Source organism: Streptomyces sp. CBMA29 (assembly GCF_014596445.1).
Lineage (GTDB): Bacteria > Actinomycetota > Actinomycetes > Streptomycetales > Streptomycetaceae > Actinacidiphila.
The window spans coordinates 12384-37928 of the sequence record NZ_MECL01000091.1 but is presented as its reverse complement, the minus strand read 5'-3'; the positions used below and the strand labels follow the sequence as shown (position 1 = coordinate 37928).

Here is a 25545-nt window from a genome sequence, read left to right as displayed (position 1 = left end):
CCCGCCCTGCGCCTGCTGGTAGCGCTGCTGCGGCGCCGCGTGCGCGGTCTCCGCGCTGTACACGTCGGCGCCGGCCTGCGCGCCCGCGGTGAAGTTCAGCCGGGGTCCGTCCGTGGCGTTGCCGAGGTGGACGGTCGAACCGGCCCCCACCTCGGTCTGCTGGACCCGCTGCCCCTGTACATAGGTGCCGTTGGTGCTGCCGAGGTCCTCGATCACCCATCCGCGTTCCGCACGGCGGATGGTGGCGTGCCGCCACGACACCCTGGCGTCGTCGAGTACCAGATCCCCCGACGGGTCGCGCCCCAGGCTGTACGAGCGCGACGCGTCCAGCGTCCGGGTCTGTCCGTTCAATTCGAGTACGAGTTCAGGCACCCCAAGCCCCATGTGTTGTCCCCCGAGTAGTCCCCCATGGGGGGAGTCTAGAGATAGCGAAGTTCGGGAGGAACTATTGCAGGCTCCTGTCTCGTAACAGAAAACAGGCCCGATGTACGTGTTCAGCAACGGACGTTGACGCGGCACCCGTCCGCGCCCGAGAGTGGGGCGCATTGGGTGCATGGGGGGACGAACGGCCTCGGGGGTCGGGATGAGTGCACGGACCACGCCCTGGACGAGCGTCATGCTCGCCGCTGTGGCGTCGGTGAGTTGGGCGTTCCTGGCGATGGCGGGCACCGCCGCTCTCGCCTTACATCTACTGGGCGCGGACACCGCCGGATCACTGGGGCCGATGACGGCCGCCGTGGTCGCGATGGCGGTGGGCGGCAAGGTGCGGCCGGGCGGTGACGTCGGCGCGTTCGGACTGAGCGGATCACAGACCCAGGGCGCGATCGGCATCGCGCCGCTGGGTGTGGCACTGGTGGGCGCGCTGCTGCTGTCGTGGGTGTTCCTGCGCTCGCTGCGCAGGGCCGGTCCTACGGTGGGTGCCGGGGAACTGGCGGCGCGGGTGGTGACGACCGCCGTGCTGTTCCTGGCGGTCCTCGGCGGTCTCGCCTGGGCGGGGCAGGACACGGTGGCCATCGACGGCGCCGCACTCAGCCCGCCCAAGGGCACCACGGACGACCTGCTGAGCAAGCTGCCCGGCGTGGGCAAGATCAGCGGCGGCCTCACTGACGGGTTGCAGGGGCTGATCCAGACCAAGGCGTCGATCACCTTCCAGGTCGCCACCGGGCGGACCCTGGCGGGCGGCCTGGTGTGGGTGCTCGGTGTGCTGCTGATCGCGCTGCTCGCCTCGCGCAGGACACCGCTGCCGGCCGGATGGGAGGGCGTGCACCGTGCGGTGCGGCCCGCCGTGTCCGCGCTGACCGTCGTCATGGTGGTCGCGGTGCTCGCGGGTGACGCGGCGGCCTGTTACGCGGCGCTGACCGGCGACGAGCCAGGCCGGATCATGGGCGCGGCGCTGATCGGCGCGCCCAACGGCGTGTGGCTCGCGGTCCCGCTCGGCCTGTTCGTGCCGTGGAAGGGGCAGGCGTCGGGGCCGCTGACGTCGTTCCTGCCCGATCCCGTCGACAAGCTGCTGGCGGGCGGTTCCGGCAAGACGATCACACCGGGCGCGCTGGCCGAACTCGACGGCCGGGTCTGGCTGCTGCCGGTCGCCATCGCGGTGATGATGCTGCTCGCGGGCGCGCTCACCGCCACCCGCACCCCGCTCGACGGTGTCGCCAAGGGCGGTTTCGTCGGACGGTGCGCGGTGCGGCTCGGCCTGGTCACGGCCGTGGCGCTGCCGCTGCTGTCGCATCTGAGCAAGGTGAAGGTCAACGCGAATCTGTCGGTCTTCGGCTTCGACGCCGTCGGCGCCGGGGTCGATCTGCACGGCAGCCTCCCGCTGGCGCTGCTGCTCGGCGCCGTCTGGGGCGCGGGCATGGGCGCGGTGGGCGCGCTGCTCGCGCTGGCCACCGGGGCGGCGGGACAGCAGGTCGCGGCGCTGGCCAGGCCGGGCGGTGGCGCGCTTCCCGATACGGGTGACGGCGCCTACGACAGCGGCGGTCCCGCGCCGGGCGCCGAGGAGGGCGTGCACGTCTCCGCCTCCGGCGGGGGCGCGGACGACGACGCGGGCCGTACGTATCCGGAGCTGGCCTACCGGGCGGGACCGTATCTGCCGAGCCCGGTCTACCGTCCGGAGGACGGCGAGGAGCCCAACCCGTACGCCGGGGGCGGCGAGGAGCCGAATCCGTACGCCGGGGGCGGACAGGAGCCGAACCCGTACGCGATTCCGCAGCCCGGCGGCGAGCCCGACCCGTACGCCGGGCCGCGGCCCGGTGACGAGCCGAATCCGTACCGGACTCCGCAGGCTGGTGGGGTGGACGCCGCGCCGACCATCGCGGGGCCGCCGCCGCCCGGTTTCCGTGGGCCGCGAGGCGGGGCCGGCGCGTCCGGCGGGGCCGGGGCTTCGGGCCGGCCCGAGGAGAAGTGGCCGGAGCCGCCGCCTCCGCCGCCGCCCGCCGCGCCGCGTGGGCCCCGCAGGCCCCGCTGAGAGCGGACGTCCACCGGGGTGCGGGGGCCTGCGGGGCCCCGCACCCCTCGGGCTCGCGGCCCGGAAGCGAACATCGTCTGCCCCACGCGGGCGGTATTCACAGCTCGCCACCGCGCCGGCTGGTCGCGCAGTTCCCCGCGCCCCTGAAAACCCGGCCCTGCGCAAGGGCACCGCACCGTCCCCGCGCCCCTGAAAACCCGGCCCCGCACCGCCCCTCCGGCTTGGGGCCGGTCCGGCACACGAGACGGCCGATCATCGGGCCGGGCGGGGCGGCTACGGTGGGGGCACCATGAACGACGTCTCGCAGACCGCGCCTGTCGCCGCCGTTCCCCCGGCGGACGCGCCCACCATCCTGGTCAAGATCTTCGGCAAGGACCGTCCCGGCATCACTGCCGGGCTCTTCGACACGCTCGCCGCCTTCCGGGTGGACGTGGTGGACATCGAGCAGGTCGTCACGCGGGGCCGGATAGTGCTGTGCGCCCTGGTGACGGCGCCCTCCCCCGGCCTCGAAGGCGAACTGCGCTCCACCGTGCACAGTTGGGCGGAGTCCATCGGCATGGAGGCGGAGATCATCTCCGGCACCGGCGACAACCGGCCGCGCGGCGAGGGCCGTTCGCATGTCACCGTGCTCGGCCGCCCGCTGACCGCCGAGTCGACCGCGGCCACCGCCGCCCTGATCACCAACGCGGGCGGCAACATCGACCGGATCTTCCGGCTGGCCAAGTACCCGGTGACAGCGGTGGAGTTCGCCGTCTCCGGCGCCGAGCCCGGCGTGCTGCGCTCGGTGCTCTCGGTCGAGGCGGCGGCGCTCGGCATCGACGTGGCCGTCGTCCCCGCCGGTCTCCAGCGCAGGGCCCAGCGGCTGGTCGTGATGGACGTGGACTCCACCGTCATCCAGGACGAGGTGATCGAGCTCTTCGCCGCGCACGCGGGCTGCGAGGCCGAGGTCGCCGCGGTGACGGCCGCCGCGATGCGCGGCGAGCTGGACTTTGAACAGTCGCTGCACGCGCGGGTGGCGCTGCTGGCCGGTCTCGACGCGTCCGTGGTCGACAAGGTCCGCTCCGAGGTGCGGCTCACGCCCGGCGCGCGCACCCTGGTCCGTACGCTCAAGCGGCTCGGTTACCAGGTCGGCGTGGTCTCCGGCGGCTTCACCCAGGTCACCGACGACCTGAAGGTGCGACTCGGCCTGGACTTCGCGGCGGCCAACACCCTCGAAGTGGTGGACGGCCGCTTCACCGGCAAGGTCGTCGGCCCGATAGTGGACCGGGCGGGCAAGGCGCGGCTGCTGCGCGCCTTCGCCGAGCAGGCCGGGGTGCCGCTCAGCCAGACCGTCGCGATCGGCGACGGCGCGAACGACCTGGACATGCTGAACGCGGCCGGGCTCGGCGTCGCCTTCAACGCCAAGCCCGTCGTACGCCAGGCGGCCGACACCGCCGTGACCGTACCTTTCCTCGACACCGTGCTGTATCTGCTGGGCATCACCCGCGAGGAGATCGAGGCCGCCGACGCGCTGGACGGCGTACCGACGCTCTGACCGGGACAAACTCGCGCGCCGCGCCGGGCGCCGATACGTGTCCGTACGCATCCGCACCGGTCAGTCGTGCGGCGCCCAGAAGGCGGTCAGGCGGCCGACGCCGTGTTCGACGGACTTCCAGGAGCCCGGGAAGGTGACGACGGCGAAGGCGGCGGTGGGGAAGCCACGGGTCATCCGGGTCCCGGTGTCGCCTTCTGCGGTGCCCGCGAGCGCGTCGGCGAGGGCGTGCATGCCGGGGTTGTGGCCGATCAGCAGCAGCGAGCCGACCTCGTCCGAGGTCTCGGTGAGCAGCGCGAGCAGGTCGCCGAGCGAGGCTTCGTAGAGCCGCTCCTCGTAGACGGTCTTGGGGCGGTGCGGCATTTCGTGCGCGGCGAGCTTCCAGGTCTCGCGGGTGCGGACCGAGGTGGAGCACAGCGCCACGTCGGGGGTGATGCCGTCGTCGGCGAAACGGAGGCCCGCCGCGGCGGCGTCCAGCCGGCCGCGGTCGGCCAGTGGCCGCTCGTGGTCGGCGACCGACGGCCAGTCGGCCTTGGCGTGGCGGAGAAGGACGATCGTGCGGGTCGAATCGACGGTCATGTCCTTCAGCTTTCCAGAAAACCCGCTGTCAGGCGCGGGATGGCGCATCTCCACCGCCGCGGGGGCCGCCGGGGGCGCAGGTCAGAGGCCGTACGGGGGGCGGAGCGGGTACGACGGGAGGTCGGGGGTGAGGCTCACAGAACGCGCTGGACGAGGTGCGGCAGCGAGGAGGCGATGTGGCCGAGCAGGTCACCGGAGGAGGCCGCGGTCGAGGCGTCCGCGGTGCCGCCGCTGAGGAGGGCGAGCAGCGCGGCGAAGGCGAGCGCGGGCAGGGCGACGGCCCACCACGGCAGGCTCGTCTGCACATTTCCGGACGGCACATTTCCGGACAGCGCGGTCCCGGACGGCGCGTTCCGGCGTCCGGGCTTCTCGGCCCCGGCGGCCCGAGCGGCCGTGGCGGCCGTAGCGACCGTGGCGGAGTCCACGGTGCGCCGGGACTGCCGGGAGTAGAGGTGCGGGGATTGCGTGGTCACGGTGACCGCCTCCGTGGAAAACCGTCGAAGTGCCGTTGTCTGCTTGCACTTCGACGCTACGGGCGGGCGCCGCGCGGTCCCATCCGGCCGTCCACCCACTTGACCCTGACCCTGGCCCCCTAGGGAAGGTGGGGTTGTCCCCACCCCCGGACTCGGGGTCGTGGCCCGAACCGGCCGGTGGGCAGGGGCGGTCAGCCCATCCGGGCGGCGAAGGTGGCGACGATGGCGACCAGCGCGGGCACGCCGAGCATGAGGCCGAAGACGATCAGCAGGCGCCGCTGGCTCTGCGGGGGATTCGGTTCGAGTACGGGCATGCGTTCAGTCTCGCACCGGGCGGCGGTGCCGCCGCACCGGGGTCACAGTTCGTCCTCGATGTGCCGCCTGCGTCCGGCGAGCACCCCGCAGACGATCTGCGGCACCATCAGCGCGATCATGAAGGCGATCGGCAGCCCCCAGCCGCCGCTGGCCTGGTTGAGGGTGCCGACCAGGATCGGTCCGGGGATCGAGATCAGATAACCGGTGCTCTGCGCGAAGGCGGACAGCCGGACGACTCCCGCGCCGGTCCGCGACCGCATCCCGATCATCGTCAGGGCCAGTGGGAAGGCGCAGTTGGCGATGCCGAGCAGCAGCGCCCACACCCACGGCGCGGCGGCCGGGGCGGCCCACAGGCCCGCGTAACCGACCAGTCCGAAGGCGCCGAGCAGGACGACCAGCGGGCCCTGTGCCCGCATCCGGGCGGCGAGCGGCGGCAGCACGAAGGACAGCGGCACGCCCATCACCATGGTGACCGCGAGCAGCAGCCCCGCCTTGTCCGCGGACAGTCCGGCGTCCCGGAAGATCTGCGGCATCCAGCCCATGGTGATGTACGCGGCGGTGGCCTGGAGTCCGAAGAAGCAGGCGAGCGCCCAGGCGGTACGGCTGCCGGTGATACGGCCGTGGCCGCCGTCCGCGGCGCGCGCCGCGTCACTCCTCAGGGCCGCGGCGGTGTTGACGGCCGCGTCGGTGTTGACGGCCGCGGCGCCCTTCCGGGACGCGGTGGCGGGCGGCGCGCCCGTACGGTCGCGGAACAGCGCGAGCCAGGGCACCACGGCGACGGCGGCCGGCGCGGCCCACACGCCGAGGCCGAGCCGCCAGCCGTGGCCCATGGCGTGGGTCATGGGGACGGTGACGGCGGCGGCGAGGGCGGTGCCGAGGGAGAGGGCCATCGAGTACAGGCCGGTCATCGCGCCGACCCGGTCGGGGAAGTAGCGCTTGACGATCACTGGCATCAGCACGTTGGAGACGGCGATGCCGCCGAGGGCGAGGGCGCTGAGGGCCAGGAAGACCGCGGTGTTCCCGGCCAGCGGGCGCAGCGCGAGCCCGGCGGTGACGGCGGCCATGCCGACGCAGACGACGGCGCCGGGGCCGTGGCGGCGGGCCAGCCGGGGCGCGGCGAAGCCGAAGAGTGCGAAGCACGCGGAGGGCACGGAGGTGAGCAGGCCCGCCATGGTGCCGCTCATGCCGAGGCCGTCGCGGACCTCCTTGAGCAGGGCGCCCAGGCTGGTGATGCCGGGGCGGAGGTTGAGCGCGGCCAGGACGAGACCGGCGACGACGAGGCGGCGCAGCCAGGGGTTCCCGGCGAGACCGCCGGCGGGCGCGGGCGCGGCAGCGGGCGCGGTTCCGGTACGGTCCGGGACCAGGCCGGCGGCCGTGTTCTGTACGGGTTCCGCGGCCGTCACGGGGGCCGCCGGCCGTGCCGTTGTCGGCGTCCGGGCGGGGTCGAGGGCGAGGGATTCGTCATCACGCATTTCCCCATCATAGAATGATGGGATGAATCTCGGTCCAGTGCCCAGGCACACCACGCTCGCCGACCGTACGATCGGCACCCTGCGCGCCCAGATCACCTCGGGCGCCTGGCCGGTCGGCTCCCGTATCCCCACGGAACCGGAGCTGGTCGAGCAGCTGGGAGTGGCGCGCAACACCGTCCGCGAGGCGGTGCGGGCGCTCGCCCACAACGGTCTGCTCGACATCCGGCAGGGTTCCGGCACCTACGTGGCGGCCACCAGCGAACTGGCCGGGGTGATGCGGGCGCGCTTCGCCGACTCCGACCCGCTGCACGTGGCCGAGCTGCGCAGCTCACTGGAGGGCACCGCCGCGAGTCTGGCGGCGCAGCGCCGTACCGACGCCGACCTGGCACAGCTCGACGCGGCGCTCGACCGGCGCGAACGGGCCTGGGAGTCGGGCGACGCCGAGTCCTTCGTCGAGGCCGACGCGACCATGCACCTGACGGTGGTGGCCGCCTCGCACAATGACGTGCTCACCGCGCTCTACGCCGACCTCGGCGAGGTGCTGCGGGACTTCCTGCGGGCCGACGTCGGCACCGACCTGCGGCCCGAGGACCATCTCGACCACGCGGGGCTGGTCGCCGCGATCCGCGCGACCGACCCGGAGCGCGCCGCGGCCGAGGCCCGCGACCACGCCTTCCACTGCCGTTTCGGCGCCGCGCTCGCGCCCTGACACGGCGGTGCCCCGTACCGGAGGAACCGGTACGGGGCACACGCCGGACGTCGCGGCGGGAAGGGCCGTGGAGCCGAGGCTCAGCCGCCGACGGCGTGCAGGCCGCCGTCCACGTGGACGATCTCGCCGGTCGTCTTCGGGAACCAGTCGGAGAGCAGCGCCACGACACCGCGCCCGGCGGGCTCGGGGTCGGCGGTGTTCCACTCCAGCGGGGAGAGGTGGTTCCAGGTGTCGGACAGCTCGCCGAAGCTGGGGATGGACTTGGCGGCCATGGAGCCGATCGGCCCGGCGGAGACCAGGTTGACCCGGACGTTGTGCGAGCCCAGGTCGCGCGCGAGGTAGCGCGAGGTGGCCTCAAGTGCGGCCTTGGCCGGGCCCATCCAGTCGTAACCGGTCCAGGTGTACTGCGCGTCGAAGGTCAGGCCGACGACCGAGCCGCCGCCCGTACCGGTGGCGCTGTCGTACGCGGGCATGAGCGGCAGGCAGGCCATGGTGAGCGACTTCAGCGAGAACGCCGAGACGTGCATCGCGGTCGCGACGGACTCGAACGACGTGTTGAGGAAGTTGCCGCCCATGGCGTCCTGCGGGGCGAAGCCGATGGAGTGCACGACACCGTCGAGGCTGCCCAGCTCCTCGCGGACCACCTTCTCCAGACGCTCCAGGTGCTCGGTGTTGGTCACGTCCAGCTCGATGACCTTGACCGGCTTGGGCAGCTTCTTGGCGACGCGCTCGGTGAGGGTGGGCCGGGGGAAGGCGGTCAGGATGATCTCGGCACCCTGCTCCTGGGCCAGCTTGGCGGCGTGGAAGGCGATGGAGGACTCCATCAGCACACCCGTGATGAGGACGCGCTTACCGTCGAGGATTCCGCTCATGTTCTCAGTGACCCATGCCCAATCCGCCGTCAACGGGGATGACGGCTCCAGTGATGTACGAGGCGTCGTCCGAGGTGAGGAACCGCACCGTCGCGGCGATCTCCTCGGGCTTCGCGTAGCGGCCGAGGGGCACCTGCGCCACGATGCCCTCGCGCTGCTCGTCGGTGAGCGCCTGGGTCATGTCGGTGTCGACGAAACCGGGCGCCACGACGTTGAAAGTGATGTTGCGCGAGCCCAGTTCACGGGCGAGCGAGCGGGCGAAGCCGACAAGACCCGCCTTGGAGGCCGCGTAGTTGGCCTGTCCCGCGGAGCCCAGCAGCCCGACCACGGAGGAGATCAGGACGACGCGGCCCTTCTTGGCCCGCAGCATGCCGCGGTTCGCGCGCTTCACGACCCGGAAGGTTCCGGTGAGGTTGGTGTCGAGGACGGACGTGAAGTCCTCCTCCGACATCCGCATGAGGAGCTGGTCCTTGGTGATGCCGGCGTTGGCGACCAGCACCTCCACGTTCCCGTGCTTCTCCTCGATCTCCTTGTACGCCTGTTCCACCTGCTCGGGGTCGGTGATGTCGCAGCGGACGGCCAGGCAGCCGAGCGCCACCAGTTCGGCGGGCGGCTCACCCGAGCGGTAGGTGATGGCGACCTTGTCGCCCGCGTCGGCGAAGGCACGCGCGATGGCGAGGCCGATGCCCCGGTTGCCTCCGGTGACGAGAACCGAGCGGCTCAACGGATCACTCCCTCAGTCGTGAGTTTCTCCGTGAAAAGCTATCGGTCCCCGCACCGATCCGGGGAATCGGCCCCGACAGGCTGCTCCCGTGGTCCCTGTGGGTTTCCTACAGAGCCGTGGGTCAGCCGTTCGCGCGGGCCGCGGCCCTGCGGCGGCTCCAGAGCAGCAGTCCCACGGCGCCCGACGCCAGAACGGCGCTGCCGGACACGGCGGTCTCCAGGGTGCCGGTGGCCGCGCGGTTGTCGGTCACGTCGCTGGTGGCGAGCTTCGCCGTGGTGGATGTCACGGCGACGTCGCCGCCGTGACCGTGGTGGCTGACGGTGGACTTGGACGCGCCAGCCGCGATCTGCTGGTTGGTCGGCGCCTGGGGCGCGGTGGCCGCCGCCGCTTGTACCCCCTGGCCGAAGACGACATCGGAGCAGCCGTAGAAGGCTTCGGGGCTGTCACTGCGCTGCCACACCTGGTAGATGAGCTGCCTGCCGGTGCGGCTGGGCAGGGTGGCGTTGAAGGTGTAGTAGCCGTTCGTCGCGGAGGCCACGGTGTTGTAGACGGCGATCGGGGTGGCGTCCAGGTCGGACCACTTGAGCGGCTTGGCCGGGTCGTATCCGGCCTTGGTGATGTAGAGCGTCATCGTGCCCTTGTGCGGCGCGGTGACACGGAAGTTGACGGTGGTGGTGCCCGCCGAGACCGCGGTGGCGGGCCAGTCGGTGCGGGCCCAGTCCAGCGCCCGGTACTTGTCGCGGTTGGCCGAGCAGAGGTGGCCGTCGGGGATGATCGTGCGGCTCTGGCCGTTGGCGTTGGCGATGTTCACCTCGTTCCAGTCGTACAGCGGCTGGGTGCCGCTGTCGGCGACCAGGTCCTTGCAGACCTGCGACTGGGGGTGTTCGGGGCCTTCGGCGAAGCAGCCGGAGATCCGGCTGACCGGTGCGCTGAGCGCGCCGTGGGCGCTGGCGGTCACCGGCGTGAGCGCGGCGATCGTCAAGGCGGCGGCGCCGACCGCGCCGACCGCGGCGGCATTACGGCGTACTGACATGTGGGGGGCTCCTTGTCATGCGGGTGTCGTGCGGAGTGTGGTGCAGCGGACAGGAGTGAGGGCGGCGTCATGAGCATAGGGATTGGTCTGGACCAACCTCAAGGTGTCGGTAAGGATCGGCGTCTGACGATTCGCCGGCCGCCCGCGCGGCACACACCGCGGCACACGCCGCGTCCTGCGGAAAAGCACGCGCTGGCGGTCGGCGGGACATGATTCACTGCGGATACCTGTCGAACCGGTCGAAGGGGAAGTTCGTCGTGCCTCATGAGGTCGATCAGTCATTCCTGGCGCTGCCCCTGCGGGCACTCGCCGACGCCGCGCTGGCCCGCGCCCGCGCGCTGGGCGCGGACCACGCCGATTTCCGGCTGGAGCGGGTGCGCGGCGCGACCTGGCGGCTGCGCGACGCGCGCCCGTCGGGCACCTCGGACACCACCGATCTGGGGTACGCGGTACGGGTGGTGCACGGCGGCGCCTGGGGCTTCGCCTCCGGGGTCGACCTGACGATGGACGCGGCGGCCAAGGTCGCCTCGCAGGCGGTCGCGATGGCCAAACTCTCCGCGAAGGTGATCGCGGCGGCCGGGTCCCGGGAACACATCGAGCTGGCCGACGAGCCGGTGCACGCGGACCGGGTGTGGGTGTCGGCGTACGACATCAACCCGTTCGACGTGCCGGACGCGGAGAAGACGGCGCTGCTCGCGGAGTGGAGCGCCCGGCTGCTGGCGGCCGACGGGGTCGACCACGCGGACGCCTCGTTGATGACCGTGCAGGAGAACAAGTTCTACGCGGACACCGCGGGCACCACGACCACGCAGCAGCGCGTCCGCCTCCAGTCGCAGCTCACCGCGGTCGCCGTCGACGGCGACAGCGGCGACTTCGACTCGATGCGCACGCTCGCGCCGCCGGTCGGCCGCGGCTGGGAGTATCTGACCGGCGCGGACAACGGCTGGGACTGGGACGCGGAGTTGGCCCGTATCCCGGAGCTGCTGGCCGAGAAGATGCGCGCGCCCTCGGTCGAGGCGGGCGCGTACGACCTGGTGGTCGACCCGTCCAACCTGTGGCTGACGATCCACGAATCGATCGGCCACGCCACGGAGTTGGACCGCGCGCTGGGGTACGAGGCGGCGTACGCGGGCACCTCCTTCGCCACCTTCGACCAGCTCGGCACCCTCACGTACGGCTCGCCGCTGATGAACGTGACCGGCGACCGTACGGCAGAACACGGCCTGGCCACCGTCGGCTTCGACGACGAGGGCGTGGCGGGACAGTCCTGGGACCTGATCAAGGACGGCACGCTCGTCGGCTATCAGCTCGACCGGCGGATCGCGAAGCTCACCGGCTTCGAGCGGTCCAACGGCTGCGCGTACGCCGACTCGCCCGGCCATGTCCCGGTGCAGCGGATGGCGAACGTCTCGCTCCAGGCGGCGCCCGACGGGCCCTCGACCGAGGAGCTGATCGGCGGCGTGGAGCGCGGCATCTACGTGGTCGGCGACCGCTCGTGGTCCATCGACATGCAGCGCTACAACTTCCAGTTCACCGGGCAGCGGTTCTTCCGGATCGAGAACGGGCGGCTCGCGGGCCAGCTCAAGGACGTCGCCTACCAGGCCACCACCACCGACTTCTGGGGCTCGATGGACGCCGTCGGCGGCCCGCAGACGTATGTGCTCGGCGGCGCGTTCAACTGCGGCAAGGCCCAGCCGGGCCAGGTCGCGGCCGTCAGCCACGGCTGCCCGGCCGCCCTCTTCCGGGGCGTCAGCATTCTCAACACCACCCAGGAGGCCGGACGATGAGCAGCGTGACGACCAAGCCGCACGAGATCGTCGAACGGGCACTGGAGCTGTCGAACGCGGACGGCTGCGTGGTGATCGCGCAGGAGGAGTCCAGCGCGAATCTGCGCTGGGCGGCCAACTCCCTGACCACCAACGGCGTCACGCGCGGCCGTACTCTCACCGTGATCGCCACCGTGGACGGCGCCGAGGGCGCCGCGTCCGGCGTGGTGTCCCGCTCGGCCGTGACCGCCGACGAGTTGGAGCCGCTGGTACGGGCGGCCGAGGCGGCGGCCCGCGAGGCCGGGCCCGCCGAGGACGCGCAGCCGCTGGTGACGGGCGTGCCGCACTCGGCGGCCTTCACCGACGGGCCCGCCGAGACCAACTCCGATGTCTTCGCGTCCTTCGCGCCCGCGCTCGGCGAGGCGTTCGCGACGGCGCGGGCGGGCGGCCGTGAGCTGTACGGCTTCGCCTTCCACTCGGTGACGTCGACGTATCTGGGCACCTCGGCCGGGCTGCGGCTGCGGCACGACCAGCCGACCGGCACCCTTGAGGTGAACGCGAAGTCCCCGGACCGCAAGCGCTCGGCGTGGGCGGGCGCGGCCACCCGCGACTTCACCGACGTGGACCCGCTGGCGATGGACGCCGACCTGGCCCGCCGGCTGGTCTGGGCCGAGCGCCGGATCGACCTGCCCGCGGGCCGGTACGAGACGCTGCTGCCGCCGTCGGCCGTCGCGGACCTGATGATCTACCAGTTCTGGTCGGCCGCGGCCAGGGACGCCGCCGAGGGCCGTACGGTCTTCAGCAAGCCCGGCGGCGGGACCCGGGTCGGCGAGAAGCTGTCGCCACTGCCGCTGACCCTGCGCAGCGACCCGGCGGAACCCGGCCTGGAGGCGGCGCCGTTCGTGATCGCGCACTCCTCGGGCGACGACACCTCGGTGTTCGACAACGGGCTGCCGGTGGAGCCGGTGCACTGGATCCACGAGGGCTCGCTCGCCCGGCTCACCACCACCCGGCACAGCGCCGGGCTGACCGGCCTGCCGGTGGCGCCCGCCGCCGACAACCTGGTACTGGACGGCGGCGGCGAGCGGTCGCTGGAGGAGATGGTCGCGGACACCGAGCGCGGTCTGCTGCTGACCTGCCTGTGGTACATCCGCGAGGTCGACCCCGCCACGCTGCTGCTGACCGGCCTCACCCGCGACGGCGTCTACCTGGTCGAGAACGGCGAGGTGACCGGCGAGGTCAACAACTTCCGCTTCAACGAGTCCCCGGTGGACCTGCTCGGCCGCGCCGCCGAGGCGGGCCGCACCGAGCGGACGCTGCCGCGCGAGTGGAGCGACTACTTCACCAGGGCCGCCGCCCCGGCCCTGCGGATTCCGGACTTCAACATGAGTTCGGTCAGCCAGGGGGTCTGACACCCGTGCCCGACGAGAAGAGGAAGGTCAGGATCTCCAGGTTCCTGTCGATGGTGCTGCGGCACCAGCCCGACAGCGTCGGCCTCACCCTCGACGAGGCCGGGTGGGCGGACGTGGACGAGCTGATCGCGGCGTGCGCCGCCAGGGGCCGCCGCTTCTCGCGGGCCGAGCTGGACCATGTGGTGGCGACCAACGACAAGAAGAGGTTCGCGTACTCCGGGGACGGCCGCCGGATACGGGCCAGCCAGGGGCACTCCGTGCCCGTACGGCTGGGGCTGGAGGCCGCGGAGCCGCCGGACACGCTCTACCACGGCACGGCGTCCGCCACGCTGCCGCTGATCCTGGCCGAAGGGCTCAAGCCGATGTCCCGGCAGGACGTGCACCTGTCGGCGGACGTGGAGACGGCCGTGCGCGTGGGGTCACGGCACGGCCGTCCTGTGGTGCTCGCGGTGGACGCCAGGGGGCTGGCCGCCGAGGGTCATGTCTTCCGGATCAGCGCCAACGGTGTGTGGCTGACCGACCGGGTGCCGCCGCGGTGGCTGCGGCGGCACCCCACGGGCTGAGCGTCACCGCGGTGCGGGCGTCACCGCGGTGCGGCGGTCTTGCGCGTGCCCTTGAACATCGACCACAGGGCGTCGCCGATCGCCACGATGACGACGGCGCCGATGAGTTGCAGCACGTGCCGGGTCCAGTCGATGCCCTTGGTGTCGTTGACGCCGATCCACGTGGACACGGCGTTGCCGAGAATGCTGCCGCCCATACCGCAGATCACGGTGAGCCACAGCGGCAGGGACTGCTTGCCGGGGAGGATCGCCTTGGCGATCAGACCCAGCACCAGACCGACGATGATCGCCCACAACCAACCCATGTCACTCGCCTCCTCGCGTCCGGACGGCGTACGCCCGGCACTCGTCCGGCCAGTCTGTGCCCGCTCCGGCTACGCCGCATGTCGAGTGGGCCGTCCGCCGTACGGCCCGGCAGCGGCGGCGCACGGATGGCGCCCCCGCTATCGAAGGCGGGCGGTACGCGGCGTACCGTGGTGAGGCCGGGCCGGGCGCCGACCCGTGCTCAGGAGAGTCCGGCGGAGCGAGCGGGTGGTGGAGCGCGATGCGGAAGCAGGGCGGGCCTGAGGTCTTCCAGATCACGGGAGCGCGTACCGGTCTGACCGAGGACGTGGCCGGACGGCAGCGCAGGTACATCATCTCGATGTCGATCCGTACCCTCTCGGTGGTCCTCACCGTGGTGCTCTGGGACGTGGAGCGGGTACTGGCCTGGGGGATGCTCGTGATCGGGCTGCTGCTGCCGTACGTGGCGGTGGTGTTCGCGAACGCGGGCCGGGAGAACGTGCCCTCGCTGCCGTCGTCGTTCGTCCTTCCGCAGGCCAGGCCGATGCTCGAAATGAGCGATCCGTCCGATCCTGAGGGCCGCGGCGAGCCGGCGCCGGTACCCGTGCCGCCGAACCTCAAGAAAAGCTCAGATCAATCGTGAAGTTCCACTCCACGGACGGTTGAGCGCGTGACATACTTCGTACGCGCTCCGCATCCCCCGTCGGAGCGACGGACCGACGCCGGGCGGCTCCCCCCGTGGCTGCCCGGCGTCGCCATGCCCGGCGGCGGTTCTGTTTACTGGGCGTCGTGAGCGATGCCGGGAACACTGTGAACGAGAACGAGAAGCCGATCTGCTCGGCCAAGGACTGCCGTACCCCCGCCGTGTGGGTGCTGGCCTGGAACAACCCCAAGATCCACCCGCCGGAGCGGCGCAAGACGTGGCTGGCGTGCGACGAGCACCGCGAGCACCTGTCGCAGTTCCTGGGGATGCGCGGGTTCCTGAAGGACGTCGTGCCGCTGGCGGAGTGGGAGCGGGGAGAGCGGGAGCGGGCGGAGTAGCGGCGCGACGGGCCCCGGACCCACGAGGGGACGGCTCCGCGAGGGGACGGCCCCGCGAGGCGGCGGTTCAGCGAGGCGGCGGTTCAGCCGCCGATGGCCGACATGGGGCGGTCGGGCTGGAGGAAGGCCGGGTCGTCGAGGCCCGAGCCCGCCTTCTTGCCCCACATCGCCGCCCGCCACAGCTCCGCCATCCGCTCGTCGTCGGCGCCGGAGCGCAGCGGGCCGCGCAGGTCGGACTCCTCGCGGGCGAACAGGCAGTTGCGGACCTGGCCGTCGGCGGTGAGCCGGGTGCGGTCGCAGGCGCGGCAGAACGGCCGGGTGACCGAGCCGATGACGCCGACCGTGGCCGGGCCGCCGTCGACCAGCCAGCGCTCGGCGGGCGCGGAGCCGCGGACCGTCTCGCCTTCGGTGGTCAGGGTGAAGCGGGTCCGCAGGCGGTCGAGTATCTCGTCGGCGGTGACCATGTCGGTGCGCTGCCAGCCGTGCTGCGCGTCCAGCGGCATCTGCTCGATGAACCGCAGTTCGTATCCCCGCTCGACGGCCCAGGCCAGCAGGTCGGGCGCCTCGTCGTCGTTGACACCGCGCATCAGCACCGTGTTGATCTTCACCGGGGTCAGGCCCGCGTCGGCCGCCGCCGCCAGGCCCGCGACGACGTCATGGTGCCGGTCGCGGCGGGTGAGGGTGTGGAAGACCTCGGGGCGCAGAGTGTCGAGGGAGACATTGACCCGGTCGAGGCCCGCGGCGCGCAGGGCGTCGGCGGTGCGGCGCAGTCCGATGCCGTTGGTGGTCAGCGACAGCCGGGGGCGCGGCTCCAGGGCCGCGCAGCGCTCGACGATGCCGACCAGGCCGGGCCGCAGCAGCGGCTCGCCGCCGGTGAAGCGGACGTCGGTGACGCCCAGTTCGTGGACCGCGATCCCGACCATCCGGACGATCTCGTCGTCCGTGAGCAGATCGGGCTTGGCCAGCCACTGGAGGCCCTCTTCCGGCATGCAGTAGGTGCAGCGCAGATTGCAGCGGTCGGTGAGGGAGACGCGCAGGTCGGTCGCCACTCGGCCGTAGGTGTCGGTCAGCACCGGCTCCGCCTCCCTCCTGGACGCTTGTGTGCGCCGTCGCTCCTGCGGCGGGCGCTCGGCGCGCCGCCGTCCCTCCACCCTATGACGTCGCACGGACAACCCGGCGGGGCCGCCGGGCGGGTGGAGCCCTGTCGGTGCAGCGTACGCGACGGGCGCCGTTTTACAACAATTTGTTGAAACACCTGCCCACCGTCCGGTCGTCATGAGCTCGCCCGCCGCGCCGCCCGTGTCCTGCGACCAGGTCACCGGGCGCCGCACACCGACACCGCGGCGCGGCCGGTTCGTTGGACAGCCCGGCGGTGCCCACCACGCCGTCACCGTCCCCCGCCGCTCCGCCGGCCGGGGACCGCCGCCCAGGACCGCCGAGGACTCGCCGCGATGACCCCACCTCCGCCCCCGCCCCCTCCTCCCCCGTCGCACCGGCCGCGACTCCCGGCCCGCAGGCCGTACGGGAGCGTACGGCTGCCCGCCGACCTGCCCGCCGGCCTGCTCACGGGACCGGCCGCCGCCCGGCCGGGACCCGGCGTCGCCGCGCCCACCGGCTGGTACGCGCGGCGGGTCCGACTGCCGCCGCTGAGCATCGCCGCGCTGCGATCCGGCCGCCGGTATGGCTGAACCGCCGTCGGCCACAGGGAAATTCCGACCGATCCGTGGAATTGCGCTTCTTTGACCGGCCGTTGGGCACTAGTTTCCTTCGTCATGCACACGTCGGACGGCAGACCCTGCCGTCCGACGGTTGATGGACGATTGGAGATCCCATGGTTCCGCTTCCCGGCCTCCCCCGGCGCCGCCGCGCGCTCGCGGCCGGTCTCGGTCTGGCGACGGCAGCCGCCCTCGCCGTACTCCCCGGAGCCGCCCCGGCCTCCGCTTCCTCCGCTTCCACCTCTTCCACGGCCTCCTTCGACGCCGCCGGTTCCGCCTCGCACGGCTCTCAACCGCCGCGCACGGACGGCCCGTTGCTGTCGTACGTCGTCAACGTCGACGGCGGGCGCGGCACGCAGCGATCGGTGGAGCGCGCGATAGAGCGGGCCGGCGGCCAGGTGGTGATCGCGTACGACCGGATAGGCGTCATCGTCGTGCACTCGGCCAACCCGGCCTTCGGCGCGACGCTGCGGCGCGTCCACGGCGTACGGAGCGCGGGCGCGACCAGGACCGCGGCCATCGAGCCGTCCGCGACGACGCAGGCGGGCGGGGTGCGGACGCTGACCGCGGCCGAGGTGGCCGCCGCCTCGGCGCACCAGGCGCCCGGCCAGGAGCCTCTTGAGGCCGACCAGTGGGATCTGCGGGCGATCCGGGCCGACAAGGCGGCCGCGGTCAATCCGGGCAGTTCCAAGGTGACCGTCGGCATCATCGACACCGGTGTGGACGACACCCACCCCGACCTGGCGGCGAACTTCTCCGCCAAGCAGTCCGCGAGCTGCGTCGGCGGCGTCGCCGACACCTCACCGGGCGCCTGGCACCCCTGGGACCCGGCGGCCGACTACCACGGCACCCACGTGGCCGGTGAGATCGCCGCCGCGCGCAACGGGATCGGCGTGGCCGGGGTCGCGCCCGGTGTGAAGATCGCGGCGATCAAGGTCAGCGAGCCGGGCACCGCGCTGTTCTACCCGGAGAGCGTGGTCTGCGCCTTCGTCTTCGCCGCCGACCACGGCATCGCGGTCACCAACAACAGCTACTACATCGACCCGTGGCTCTACAACTGCCCGAGCGACCCCGACCAGCGGGCCATCGTGGACGCCGTCAAGCGCGCCGCCGCGTACTCCGAGCGCAAGGGCGTACTGAACGTCGCCGCCGCGGGCAACAGCGACGACGACCTCAACTCCCACGCCCTGACCGACACATCGAGCCCTGACGACTCCACCGCGGTCACCCGCACCGTCGACCCGCACGTGTGCCTCGACCTCCCGACCCAACTGCCCGGCGTCGTCACGGTCTCCGCGACCGGCGCCCAGAACCTCAAGTCGTACTACTCCAGTTACGGCCTGACCGTGATCGACGTGGCCGCGCCCGGCGGCGACGGCAACCAGATCCCCGACACCCCGTCCGGCAACGGCCGCATCCTGTCGACGCTGCCCGGCGGCAAGTACGGCTATCTCCAGGGCACTTCGATGGCCAGCCCGCACGTGGCGGCGGTCGCGGCGCTGATCAAGAGCCGTCACCCGCACGCCTCGCCCGCGCAGCTCCAGGCGCTGCTCAAGATCGAGGCGAAGAACCCCGGCTGCCCGACCGGGCCCGCGCAGGACGCCACCTGCACCGGGCCGAGGGCGTACAACAGCTTCTACGGTCACGGCATCGTGGACGCGCTGAACGCCGTCACCAGGTAGCGCCCGCCACGTCGCCCCGCACGCACGGCTGTTACCGGACGCGTACCGCCCTCAGGGCTTCACCAGCGCCTTGAGGGCGGTGCGCTCGCCCATCGCGCGCGGGCGCGCCAGGTGGGGGCCGCGGAGAGGTCGCGGGCGAGGGCGGCGTACTCGTGGGTGGCGACCCGCAGCGGGTTGTCGGTGGCGACGTTCTTGGACCACAGCACGACATCGGGGAGTTGGGGCGTGAGCGCACCGTAAAGGCGCGTACAGGGCACCCGCCAGACCTTGTTACCCGCAAGTAAGGAAAGCGGGTGGCGGTAGCTGTCAGTGGCGAGCCGTATTCTCTGTGACCATGCTCGACAACCTGGCCGCCCAGACACCGCCGCCGTCCCCGTGGCCTCCCGCCTATCCGGACGGTTACGCCGTGGTCGACGTCGAGACCACGGGGCTCGGCCGGGACGACCGGATAGTGTCCGCGGCGGTGTACCGGCTGAGCGCCCGCGGCGAGGTCCAGGACCACTGGTATTCGCCCGTCAACCCGCTGCGCGACCCCGGCCCGGTGTGGATCCACGGACTCACCAGCGCGATGCTCGCCGACGCCCCGCTCTTCCCCGAGATCGCCGACCAGCTCGCCGAACGCCTCGCGGGGCGCGTCCTGGTGGCGCACAACGCGGTCTTCGACTGGTCGATGCTCGCCCGCGAGTACGCGCGCGCCCGGTCCGTGGCGCCCGTCGAGCAGCGGCTGTGCACCATCGTCCTGGCCAAGGAGCTGCGGCTGCCCCTGGCCAACCACAAACTGGAGTCGCTGGCCGCGTACTACGGGGTCGAGCAGCGGCGCGCCCACCACGCGCTGGACGACGCGCGCGTCCTGGCCGAGGCGTTCCGCCCGAGCCTGCACCTGGCCGCCGCGACCAGTCTCCCCCTGCCCCTGCACACCTGCCGCCCGCTGACCGAGTGGGTCGACGGCTCGGACACGGTCCCCTCGCCGCGCCCCGGCGCCTCCTACGGGCCCGGCTCGTACCGCGCCACCGGCTGGCGCCCGGCCCGCAAACGGCCCGCGTGCCCGTATCCCAACCCCGGTCGCCTCGCCCCCGACGGGGCCCTGGTCCAGGGGATGCGGGTCGCCTTCTCCGGCGACACCGGCATCGACCGCGAGTTGCTGGAGGACCGCGCCACCGACGCCGGGCTGCACGTCGCCTCCAGCGTCAGCCGCCTCACCAGCCTGCTGGTCACGAACGACCCGGACTCCCCCACCTCGAAGGCCGTCAAGGCCCGCCAGTTCGCCACCCCGGTCATCGACGAGGCCCGCTTCACCGAACTCCTCAAGGCCGTCACGCCCGCGGCGGGCGTGCACGGCTAGGGCCTGTCCGGCTCCGGGGCCGGACAGGGCGGGCCTCCATCCAGGTGACTCTCGCGCGACGCGGGGCCTCCCGCGTTGCCCCGGCGCGCTCACGGCCGCAGCCTGGGCACATGGCCCGATGTGAGGTTTGCGGTAACGACTACGTCATGAGCTTCGAGGTGCACGCCCAAGGCGCGGTGCACGTCTTCGACAGCTTCGAGTGCGCCATCCACCGTATGGCGCCGATCTGCGAGCACTGCCGGGTGCGGATCGTCGGACACGGCGTGGAGGTGGACGGCCACTGGTACTGCGGCGGGCACTGCGCGAAGGCGGAGGGCGCGGCCGGGATCGTGGACAAGGTCGGCTCGATCGCCTGAGCCCGGCCGGCCGCCCCTCACCCCGTCCGACCCCGTCCGACCCCGTTCACCCCGGCCGCCCCCGTCTGAGGACCCCCTCCGGAAGCCGTGCCCCGACCGAGTTGTACCGTCGTGGGGTGTACCGCTTCCTCTGGTCCCGCCAATGGGTGATCCTCACCCTCCTCGGTCTGGTCATGATGCCCACCATGGTCAGACTGGGCTTCTGGCAGCTCCATCGGCACGAGCACCGGGTGGCGAACAACAAGATCATCGCGGCGAGCCTGAAGGCCGCCCCGGTCGAGGTCGAGTCGGTGACACATCCGGGTGCCGTCCTGCCGAAGAGCGATCTGTACAAGTCGGTGACGGCGACCGGGCACTTCGACACGGCGCACGAGGTGGTGGCCCGGCACCGGACCGCCGGCAACGACGGCTCGGACGACACGTCGGGCGGCGGCCAGGAGGTCGGCTACCACGTGATCACCCCGCTGGTGCTGGCCGACGGCCGCGCGGTGCTGGTGAACCGGGGCTGGATCTCGCCGGGCAACGACCCGACCGCGTTCCCGAAGATCACGCCGCCGCCGTCCGGCGAAGTGACGGTCACCGGGCGGCTGCGCCCCGACGAGACGACGTCGTCGACGGGCATCCGCAACCGCTCGGGCCTGCCGGACCGGCAGATCATGCTGATCAGCAGCACCGTGGACGCGACGTACATGCCGCGGACGCTGCTGTCGGGCTACATGGAACTGGTGTCCATCACGCCGAAGCCGGGTCCGCACCAGCCCGCGCTCATTCCCGAACCCGACCACAGCAGCATCGGCCCGCACATGGCGTACGCGATCCAGTGGTGGCTGTTCACGGGCATGGTGCCGGTCGGCTGGGTGGTGCTGCTGCGCCGCGAGCGCGCCGAACGGCTCGCGGCACGCGAGAAGCAGGACAATCCGGAGAGCCCGCAGGAACCCGAGGGCAGCGTTCCGGTAGCGGTCTGACGCCCCGCCCCCGCACGCTACGGAGACCAGAGCCCGGCGCACACCGTGTCCGGGCGAGGCGAGCACCACCGGAAGGCGGCGAAGCGGCACCGTGCCAGGACGTATCGAGGATTACGCGCTCATCGGCGATCTCCAGACCGCCGCGCTGGTGGGCAGGGACGGTTCCATCGACTGGCTGTGCCTGCCCCGCTTCGACTCGGCCGCCTGCTTCGCCGCGCTGCTCGGTGACGAGGGCAACGGCCGCTGGCTGCTGGCGCCGGTGGGCGCGCAGACGTGTTCGCACCGCTCGTACCGGGGCGACACGCTGGTGCTCGACACCTTCTGGGAGACGCCGACCGGGACCGTCAAGGTCACCGACTTCATGCCGCAGCGCGACCGGGCGCCCGATGTGATCAGGATCGTCGAGTGCGTGTCGGGCCGGGTCGACATGCGGGCCGAGCTGACGCTGCGGTTCGACTACGGCGCGGTCGTGCCGTGGATGCGGCGCGCCGACGGGCACCGGGTGGCCATCGCGGGCCCCGACTCGGTCTGGCTGCGCAGCGACCCGCCGGTCCGGGCGTACGGCAAGGACATGCGCACGTACTCCGACTTCACCGTCGCCGAGGGCGACCGGGTCGCGTTCATACTGACCTGGCACCCCTCGCACGAGAAGCGGCCCCGGCGGATCGACCCGTACGAGGCGCTGGACCACAGCCTGGCCGACTGGGACGAGTGGTCGGCGCAGTGCCGTTACGAGGGGCCGTGGCGGTCGGCCGTGGTGCGGTCGCTGATCACGCTCAAGGCGCTCACGTACGCGCCCAGCGGTGGCATCGCCGCCGCCGCGACCACATCGCTGCCCGAGGAGATCGGCGGGGTCCGCAACTGGGACTACCGCTACTGCTGGCTGCGCGACGCGGCGCTGACCCTCAACGCCCTGGTGGAGGGCGGCTATCTCCAGGAGGCGGGCGCCTGGCGCGACTGGCTGCTGCGCGCGGTGGCGGGCGACCCGGCCGACCTCCAGATCATGTACGGCATCGGCGGCGAGCGGCGGCTGACGGAGTTCGAGGTGCCGTGGCTGCGCGGCTACGAGGGCTCGGCGCCGGTCCGGATCGGCAACGCCGCCGCGGGACAGCTCCAACTCGACGTGTACGGCGAGGTGTTGGACTCGCTGTTCCTGGCGCGGGCGGCCGGGATGCGCGACGAGCCGCACGCCTGGAATCTGCAACGCGCCCTGATGGACTTCCTGGAGTCCACGTGGCACGAGCCGGACGAGGGCATCTGGGAAGTCCGCGGCCCCCGCCGCCACTTCGTGCACTCCAAGGTGATGGCCTGGGTCGCCGCCGACCGCGCGGTGCGGACCGTGGAGGCGCTGCCGCGGCTCAAGGGCGATGTGGGGCGCTGGCGTTCGATGCGCGCCCAGGTGCACGCGGAGGTCTGCGAGAAGGGCTACGACGCGCAGCGCAACACCTTCACGCAGTCCTACGGCTCCGAGGAGCTGGACGCGGCGACGCTGCTCATCCCGCAGGTGGGATTCCTGCCGCCCACCGACCGCCGCGTGATCGGCACGGTGGAAGCGGTCCGCCGCGAACTGGACCTCGGCGGTTTCGTCCGCCGCTACACCCCGGACGCGGTCGGCGTGGACGGGCTGCCCGGCTCCGAAGGGGCCTTCCTGGCCTGCTCGTTCTGGCTCGCGGACGCGCTGCACGCGATCGGCCGTAAGGACGAGGCGAACGAACTGTTCGAGCGGCTGCTGACGTTGCGCAACGACGTCGGGCTGCTGGCCGAGGAGTGGGACCCGGTCGCCGGGCGGCTGCTGGGCAACTTCCCGCAGGCGTTCAGCCACGTCGGACTCGTCAACACCGCGCTCGCCCTGTCGGGCCTGCCTGCCATAAGGGAATGCTGACCATGGATCTCGGACTCGACGGACGGGTGTACGTCCTCACGGGCGCCAGCCGCGGCCTCGGTTTCGCGGCGGCCCGCGAACTGGTCGCCGACGGCGCGAAGGTGGTGGTCTCCGGGCGCACGGCCGAGTCGGTGGCCGCCGCGGCCGGGCAACTGGGAGGCCCGGACAAGGCGTTGGGTGTCGCCGCCGACAACTCCGCCCCGGATACGGCGCATCGGCTGCTGGCGGCGGCCCGCGAGCGCTTCGGCCGGGTCGACGGGGTGCTGATCAGCGTCGGCGGACCGCCGGCGGGCTCCGCCGCCGACAGCACCGACGAGCAGTGGCTGCGGTCCTTCGAGACGGTGTTCCTGGGCGCGGTACGGCTGGCCCGCGCCGCCGCGGCCGAGCTGGCGGACGGCGGTGTCATCGGCTTCGTGCTCTCGGGTTCGGTCCGCGAGCCGATCCCCGGCCTCGCCGTGTCGAACGGTCTGCGGCCAGGGCTCGCGGGTTTCGCCAAGACCCTCGCCGCCGAACTGGGGCCGCGCGGCATCCGGGTGGTCGGCCTGCTGCCGTCGCGGATCGACACCGACCGGGTACGGGAGCTGGACGCGCTCGGCGGCGACGAGGCGGCGGCCAGGGCCAGGGCGAGCGCGTCGATCCCGCTGCGGCGCTACGGCACGCCCGAGGAGTTCGGCCGGGCCGCGGCCTTCCTGCTCTCGCCCGCCGCGTCGTATCTGACCGGCGTGCTGCTGCCGGTGGACGGCGGCGCCCAGCGCGCCCTGTGACAGACACGCGGGACCGCGGGACCGCGGCGCCCGGCGCGCGCCGGGACGGGGACGCGAAGAGCCCTCACCGACGGCTCGGTGAGGGCTCGGTGAGGGCTCCGCGGGGGAAGGGCGGGCGGGCGGGTCAGCTGACCCGCGCCGCGCGGTGCCTGACCGCGCGCAGCCGCGCCTCGGCGGGCAGCTTGTCCAGACCGGCCGACGTACGGGCGCGGTGGAGCACCGCGCTGTCGAGACCGGCGACCACCTCGTCCGGGGTGGCGTCGGCCGCCAGGCCCAGCACTATCCGGGCGACCGGTGCGCCGCGCTTGCCGCGCAGCGCCGCTCTGGCCCACTCCACGCCCTCGTACGCCTCGGTCTCCGAGGTCAGCGCGTTCTCCACGGCCCGGCCGCGCAGCAGCGCGCCCTGTCCGTCGCCGCTGTCGACCCGGAGCTGGCGCAGCCGCCGGGTGCGGGCCTGGGCGAGCAGCCACCACAGGGCGGCGAGCACGAGCACGCCGAGCACGGCGATGACCACCGGCCACCACCAGCCGTCCGAGCGGTAGCGGGTCCTGTCGTGCGCGGAAAGCAGCACGTCCTTGGGGCCGGTGAAGGGCCACCAGTGCGGCATCGTGAAATTCCACCGGCGTTGCAGGTCGAGCCCGCCGAGCAGCACGGACAGGCCCACGATCAGCAGGACGAGTCCGGTCAGCGCGAGCAGGACCCGGTTCAGTACGGTACGCATCCGCCCGGTCACCCCTTCTTCTCTGCGCGCTGGACATGGACGCGGAGCTGCGGCGGTCTGGCGAGGCCGAGTTGGCGTACGGCGGCGCCGAGCGTGGTCGTCAGGTCCGCGCGCACCGCGTCGAGTTCGCGGAAGTGCGAGGAGCCGTGCGCCTTGATCCGGCGGCGGCCGACCTTGACCCGTACCCAGCGGATGCCCGCGACCTCCATCGCCCGGTCGCGCAGCACCAGTTCGGCCGCGTGCCGGTCGAGTCCCGCGCGGACGCCGTTCTCGCCGCGCCGGGTCATCGGCAGCAGGCCGCGCTCGCCCGGCGTGAGGGCCAGCAGGATCAGCCAGAGGCCGAGTACGGCGGCCACGGCGGCGCCGACGATCACCCAGACGTTGTCCAGGTGGCGGGTGGCCAGTTCGTCGGCGAGCCGGGTCCGCCACGCCATCGCGCGCCGGTCGGCGCGGACGGCGGCGATGTCGTACAGGAAGAGCCCCGCGATCCCGAGGAGCACCGCGGCGGTGATCGCCGCGGGCACCCGGCGTCCGGCCCAGAACCGGCGCGCCTTGACCGGGGTCTGATCCGCGGTCAGGGCGTACGGCTCAAGGGTGCGGGTGGCGGGGTCCGTGAGGGTGTCGCCTCCGGCGAGGACGCCGGGGGTCCCGCCCGCGAGGGTCGATCCCGGACCGGACGCCGGGTCGTACCCCGCGCCCGACCCGTATCCGGGGTCGGAGCCGTATCCGGGGTCGCGCCCGTACTCGGACTCGTATCCGGGCTCGGCCCCCGGCACCCCGCCCGGTCCCGAGCCGTACTCGGAGGCTCCGTAGCCCCCCTCGGATGCCTGCTCCGAGCCGTACTCGGAGGCTCCGAAATCCTGGTCCTGAGGGTGTTCC

The 25545-nt window shown here is 72.7% G+C and carries 28 protein-coding genes; 15 read left to right on the top strand and 13 right to left on the bottom strand.

What is annotated here, in order from left to right; all coding sequences use genetic code 11:
- A partial coding sequence (locus tag BGM09_RS14110; RefSeq protein ID WP_188281896.1) for an FHA domain-containing protein occupies positions 1 to 384 on the bottom strand: 384 nt, incomplete at its 3' end.
- A gap of 199 nt (positions 385 to 583) precedes the next feature.
- On the opposite strand from BGM09_RS14110, the gene BGM09_RS14105 reads away from it, so the two are divergent.
- Positions 584 to 2467: a streptophobe family protein gene (locus tag BGM09_RS14105; RefSeq protein ID WP_188281895.1), complete on the top strand. Its 1884-nt coding sequence runs from the start codon at positions 584 to 586 to the stop codon at positions 2465 to 2467.
- Positions 2468 to 2756: 289 nt separating this feature from the next.
- Entirely contained in the window at positions 2757 to 4001 is a 1245-nt protein-coding gene (gene serB, locus BGM09_RS14100; RefSeq protein ID WP_188281894.1) for a phosphoserine phosphatase SerB, read from the top strand.
- A gap of 60 nt (positions 4002 to 4061) precedes the next feature.
- On the opposite strand, the gene BGM09_RS14095 is transcribed toward serB, so the two are convergent.
- The 4 genes from BGM09_RS14095 to BGM09_RS14085 all read right to left on the bottom strand — a co-directional run bounded on the left by BGM09_RS14095 (position 4062) and on the right by BGM09_RS14085 (position 6837).
- On the bottom strand, positions 4062 to 4577 hold the full coding sequence (locus BGM09_RS14095) for a SixA phosphatase family protein (protein WP_188281893.1): 516 nt from the start codon (positions 4575 to 4577) through the stop codon (positions 4062 to 4064).
- Positions 4578 to 4711: 134 nt separating this feature from the next.
- Positions 4712 to 5050, bottom strand: a complete 339-nt coding sequence (locus BGM09_RS39175; protein ID WP_411158303.1) for a hypothetical protein — start codon at positions 5048 to 5050, stop codon at positions 4712 to 4714.
- Positions 5051 to 5241: 191 nt separating this feature from the next.
- Positions 5242 to 5364: an SGM_5486 family transporter-associated protein gene (locus BGM09_RS38495; protein WP_262928365.1), complete on the bottom strand. Its 123-nt coding sequence runs from the start codon at positions 5362 to 5364 to the stop codon at positions 5242 to 5244.
- A 42-nt stretch (positions 5365 to 5406) separates the two neighbouring features.
- The gene (locus tag BGM09_RS14085; protein ID WP_188281892.1) at positions 5407 to 6837 is read right to left on the bottom strand and encodes a CynX/NimT family MFS transporter; all 1431 of its coding nucleotides are present in this window, start codon (positions 6835 to 6837) and stop codon (positions 5407 to 5409) included.
- A 22-nt stretch (positions 6838 to 6859) separates the two neighbouring features.
- Between BGM09_RS14085 and BGM09_RS14080 the strand changes: the two genes are divergently transcribed.
- Entirely contained in the window at positions 6860 to 7546 is a 687-nt protein-coding gene (locus BGM09_RS14080) for a FadR/GntR family transcriptional regulator (protein WP_188281891.1), read from the top strand.
- A gap of 80 nt (positions 7547 to 7626) precedes the next feature.
- On the opposite strand, the gene fabI is transcribed toward BGM09_RS14080, so the two are convergent.
- The 3 genes from fabI to BGM09_RS14065 all read right to left on the bottom strand — a co-directional run bounded on the left by fabI (position 7627) and on the right by BGM09_RS14065 (position 10175).
- Positions 7627 to 8418, bottom strand: a complete 792-nt coding sequence (gene fabI / locus BGM09_RS14075; protein ID WP_188281890.1) for an enoyl-ACP reductase FabI — start codon at positions 8416 to 8418, stop codon at positions 7627 to 7629.
- A gap of 4 nt (positions 8419 to 8422) precedes the next feature.
- A complete protein-coding gene (gene fabG / locus BGM09_RS14070) occupies positions 8423 to 9142 on the bottom strand; it encodes a 3-oxoacyl-[acyl-carrier-protein] reductase (protein ID WP_188281889.1) in 720 nt (239 codons plus the stop codon).
- Between the two features lie 121 nt (positions 9143 to 9263).
- Positions 9264 to 10175: a lytic polysaccharide monooxygenase gene (locus BGM09_RS14065; RefSeq protein WP_188281888.1), complete on the bottom strand. Its 912-nt coding sequence runs from the start codon at positions 10173 to 10175 to the stop codon at positions 9264 to 9266.
- Between the two features lie 257 nt (positions 10176 to 10432).
- On the opposite strand from BGM09_RS14065, the gene BGM09_RS14060 reads away from it, so the two are divergent.
- The 3 genes from BGM09_RS14060 to BGM09_RS14050 are packed head-to-tail and all read left to right on the top strand — an operon-like array spanning position 10433 to position 13916.
- Positions 10433 to 11962 carry a TldD/PmbA family protein gene (locus BGM09_RS14060; RefSeq protein ID WP_188281887.1) on the top strand — a complete coding sequence of 510 codons (1530 nt, stop codon included), beginning with the start codon at positions 10433 to 10435 and terminating at the stop codon, positions 11960 to 11962.
- Positions 11959 to 13353, top strand: coding sequence for a metallopeptidase TldD-related protein (locus BGM09_RS14055; RefSeq protein ID WP_188281886.1), 1395 nt, complete (start codon positions 11959 to 11961; stop codon positions 13351 to 13353). Before BGM09_RS14060 ends, BGM09_RS14055 begins: the two co-directional genes overlap by 4 nt.
- A gap of 5 nt (positions 13354 to 13358) precedes the next feature.
- A complete protein-coding gene (locus BGM09_RS14050) occupies positions 13359 to 13916 on the top strand; it encodes an RNA 2'-phosphotransferase (RefSeq protein WP_317452696.1) in 558 nt (185 codons plus the stop codon).
- A 20-nt stretch (positions 13917 to 13936) separates the two neighbouring features.
- On the opposite strand, the gene BGM09_RS14045 is transcribed toward BGM09_RS14050, so the two are convergent.
- On the bottom strand, positions 13937 to 14221 hold the full coding sequence (locus BGM09_RS14045) for a GlsB/YeaQ/YmgE family stress response membrane protein (RefSeq protein WP_188281885.1): 285 nt from the start codon (positions 14219 to 14221) through the stop codon (positions 13937 to 13939).
- Positions 14222 to 14460: 239 nt separating this feature from the next.
- Between BGM09_RS14045 and BGM09_RS14040 the strand changes: the two genes are divergently transcribed.
- Both BGM09_RS14040 and BGM09_RS14035 read left to right on the top strand, forming a co-directional pair.
- On the top strand, positions 14461 to 14841 hold the full coding sequence (locus tag BGM09_RS14040; RefSeq protein ID WP_188281884.1) for a DUF3099 domain-containing protein: 381 nt from the start codon (positions 14461 to 14463) through the stop codon (positions 14839 to 14841).
- A gap of 146 nt (positions 14842 to 14987) precedes the next feature.
- A complete protein-coding gene (locus BGM09_RS14035; protein ID WP_411158302.1) occupies positions 14988 to 15239 on the top strand; it encodes a hypothetical protein in 252 nt (83 codons plus the stop codon).
- An 83-nt stretch (positions 15240 to 15322) separates the two neighbouring features.
- On the opposite strand, the gene moaA is transcribed toward BGM09_RS14035, so the two are convergent.
- Positions 15323 to 16312 carry a GTP 3',8-cyclase MoaA gene (moaA, locus tag BGM09_RS14030; protein WP_317452695.1) on the bottom strand — a complete coding sequence of 330 codons (990 nt, stop codon included), beginning with the start codon at positions 16310 to 16312 and terminating at the stop codon, positions 15323 to 15325.
- Between the two features lie 378 nt (positions 16313 to 16690).
- On the opposite strand from moaA, the gene BGM09_RS14025 reads away from it, so the two are divergent.
- Both BGM09_RS14025 and BGM09_RS14020 read left to right on the top strand, forming a co-directional pair.
- Positions 16691 to 16927 carry a hypothetical protein gene (locus tag BGM09_RS14025; RefSeq protein WP_188281883.1) on the top strand — a complete coding sequence of 79 codons (237 nt, stop codon included), beginning with the start codon at positions 16691 to 16693 and terminating at the stop codon, positions 16925 to 16927.
- A 143-nt stretch (positions 16928 to 17070) separates the two neighbouring features.
- Positions 17071 to 18636 carry a S8 family peptidase gene (locus BGM09_RS14020; protein WP_188281882.1) on the top strand — a complete coding sequence of 522 codons (1566 nt, stop codon included), beginning with the start codon at positions 17071 to 17073 and terminating at the stop codon, positions 18634 to 18636.
- A gap of 59 nt (positions 18637 to 18695) precedes the next feature.
- On the opposite strand, the gene BGM09_RS14015 is transcribed toward BGM09_RS14020, so the two are convergent.
- Entirely contained in the window at positions 18696 to 18893 is a 198-nt protein-coding gene (locus BGM09_RS14015; protein WP_223186869.1) for a hypothetical protein, read from the bottom strand.
- A gap of 77 nt (positions 18894 to 18970) precedes the next feature.
- On the opposite strand from BGM09_RS14015, the gene BGM09_RS14010 reads away from it, so the two are divergent.
- The 5 genes from BGM09_RS14010 to BGM09_RS13990 all read left to right on the top strand — a co-directional run bounded on the left by BGM09_RS14010 (position 18971) and on the right by BGM09_RS13990 (position 23945).
- A complete protein-coding gene (locus BGM09_RS14010) occupies positions 18971 to 19978 on the top strand; it encodes a DEDDh family exonuclease (RefSeq protein ID WP_188281881.1) in 1008 nt (335 codons plus the stop codon).
- Positions 19979 to 20088: 110 nt separating this feature from the next.
- Complete coding sequence (locus tag BGM09_RS14005; RefSeq protein WP_188281880.1) at positions 20089 to 20334, top strand: hypothetical protein; 246 nt, start codon at positions 20089 to 20091, stop codon at positions 20332 to 20334.
- A gap of 116 nt (positions 20335 to 20450) precedes the next feature.
- Positions 20451 to 21299: an SURF1 family protein gene (locus tag BGM09_RS14000; RefSeq protein WP_188281879.1), complete on the top strand. Its 849-nt coding sequence runs from the start codon at positions 20451 to 20453 to the stop codon at positions 21297 to 21299.
- A gap of 91 nt (positions 21300 to 21390) precedes the next feature.
- A complete protein-coding gene (locus BGM09_RS13995) occupies positions 21391 to 23181 on the top strand; it encodes a glycoside hydrolase family 15 protein (protein WP_188281878.1) in 1791 nt (596 codons plus the stop codon).
- A 2-nt stretch (positions 23182 to 23183) separates the two neighbouring features.
- Complete coding sequence (locus tag BGM09_RS13990) at positions 23184 to 23945, top strand: SDR family oxidoreductase (RefSeq protein WP_188281899.1); 762 nt, start codon at positions 23184 to 23186, stop codon at positions 23943 to 23945.
- Between the two features lie 124 nt (positions 23946 to 24069).
- Here BGM09_RS13990 and amaP read toward each other — a convergent pair whose 3' ends face one another.
- A complete protein-coding gene (gene amaP / locus BGM09_RS13985) occupies positions 24070 to 24666 on the bottom strand; it encodes an alkaline shock response membrane anchor protein AmaP (RefSeq protein WP_188281877.1) in 597 nt (198 codons plus the stop codon).
- 8 nt (positions 24667 to 24674) lie between these two features.
- Positions 24675 to 25442 (bottom strand): DUF6286 domain-containing protein, encoded by a 768-nt coding sequence (locus tag BGM09_RS37675; protein ID WP_411158304.1) that lies wholly within the window; start codon positions 25440 to 25442, stop codon positions 24675 to 24677.
- Between the last annotated feature and the right edge of the window lie 103 nt (positions 25443 to 25545).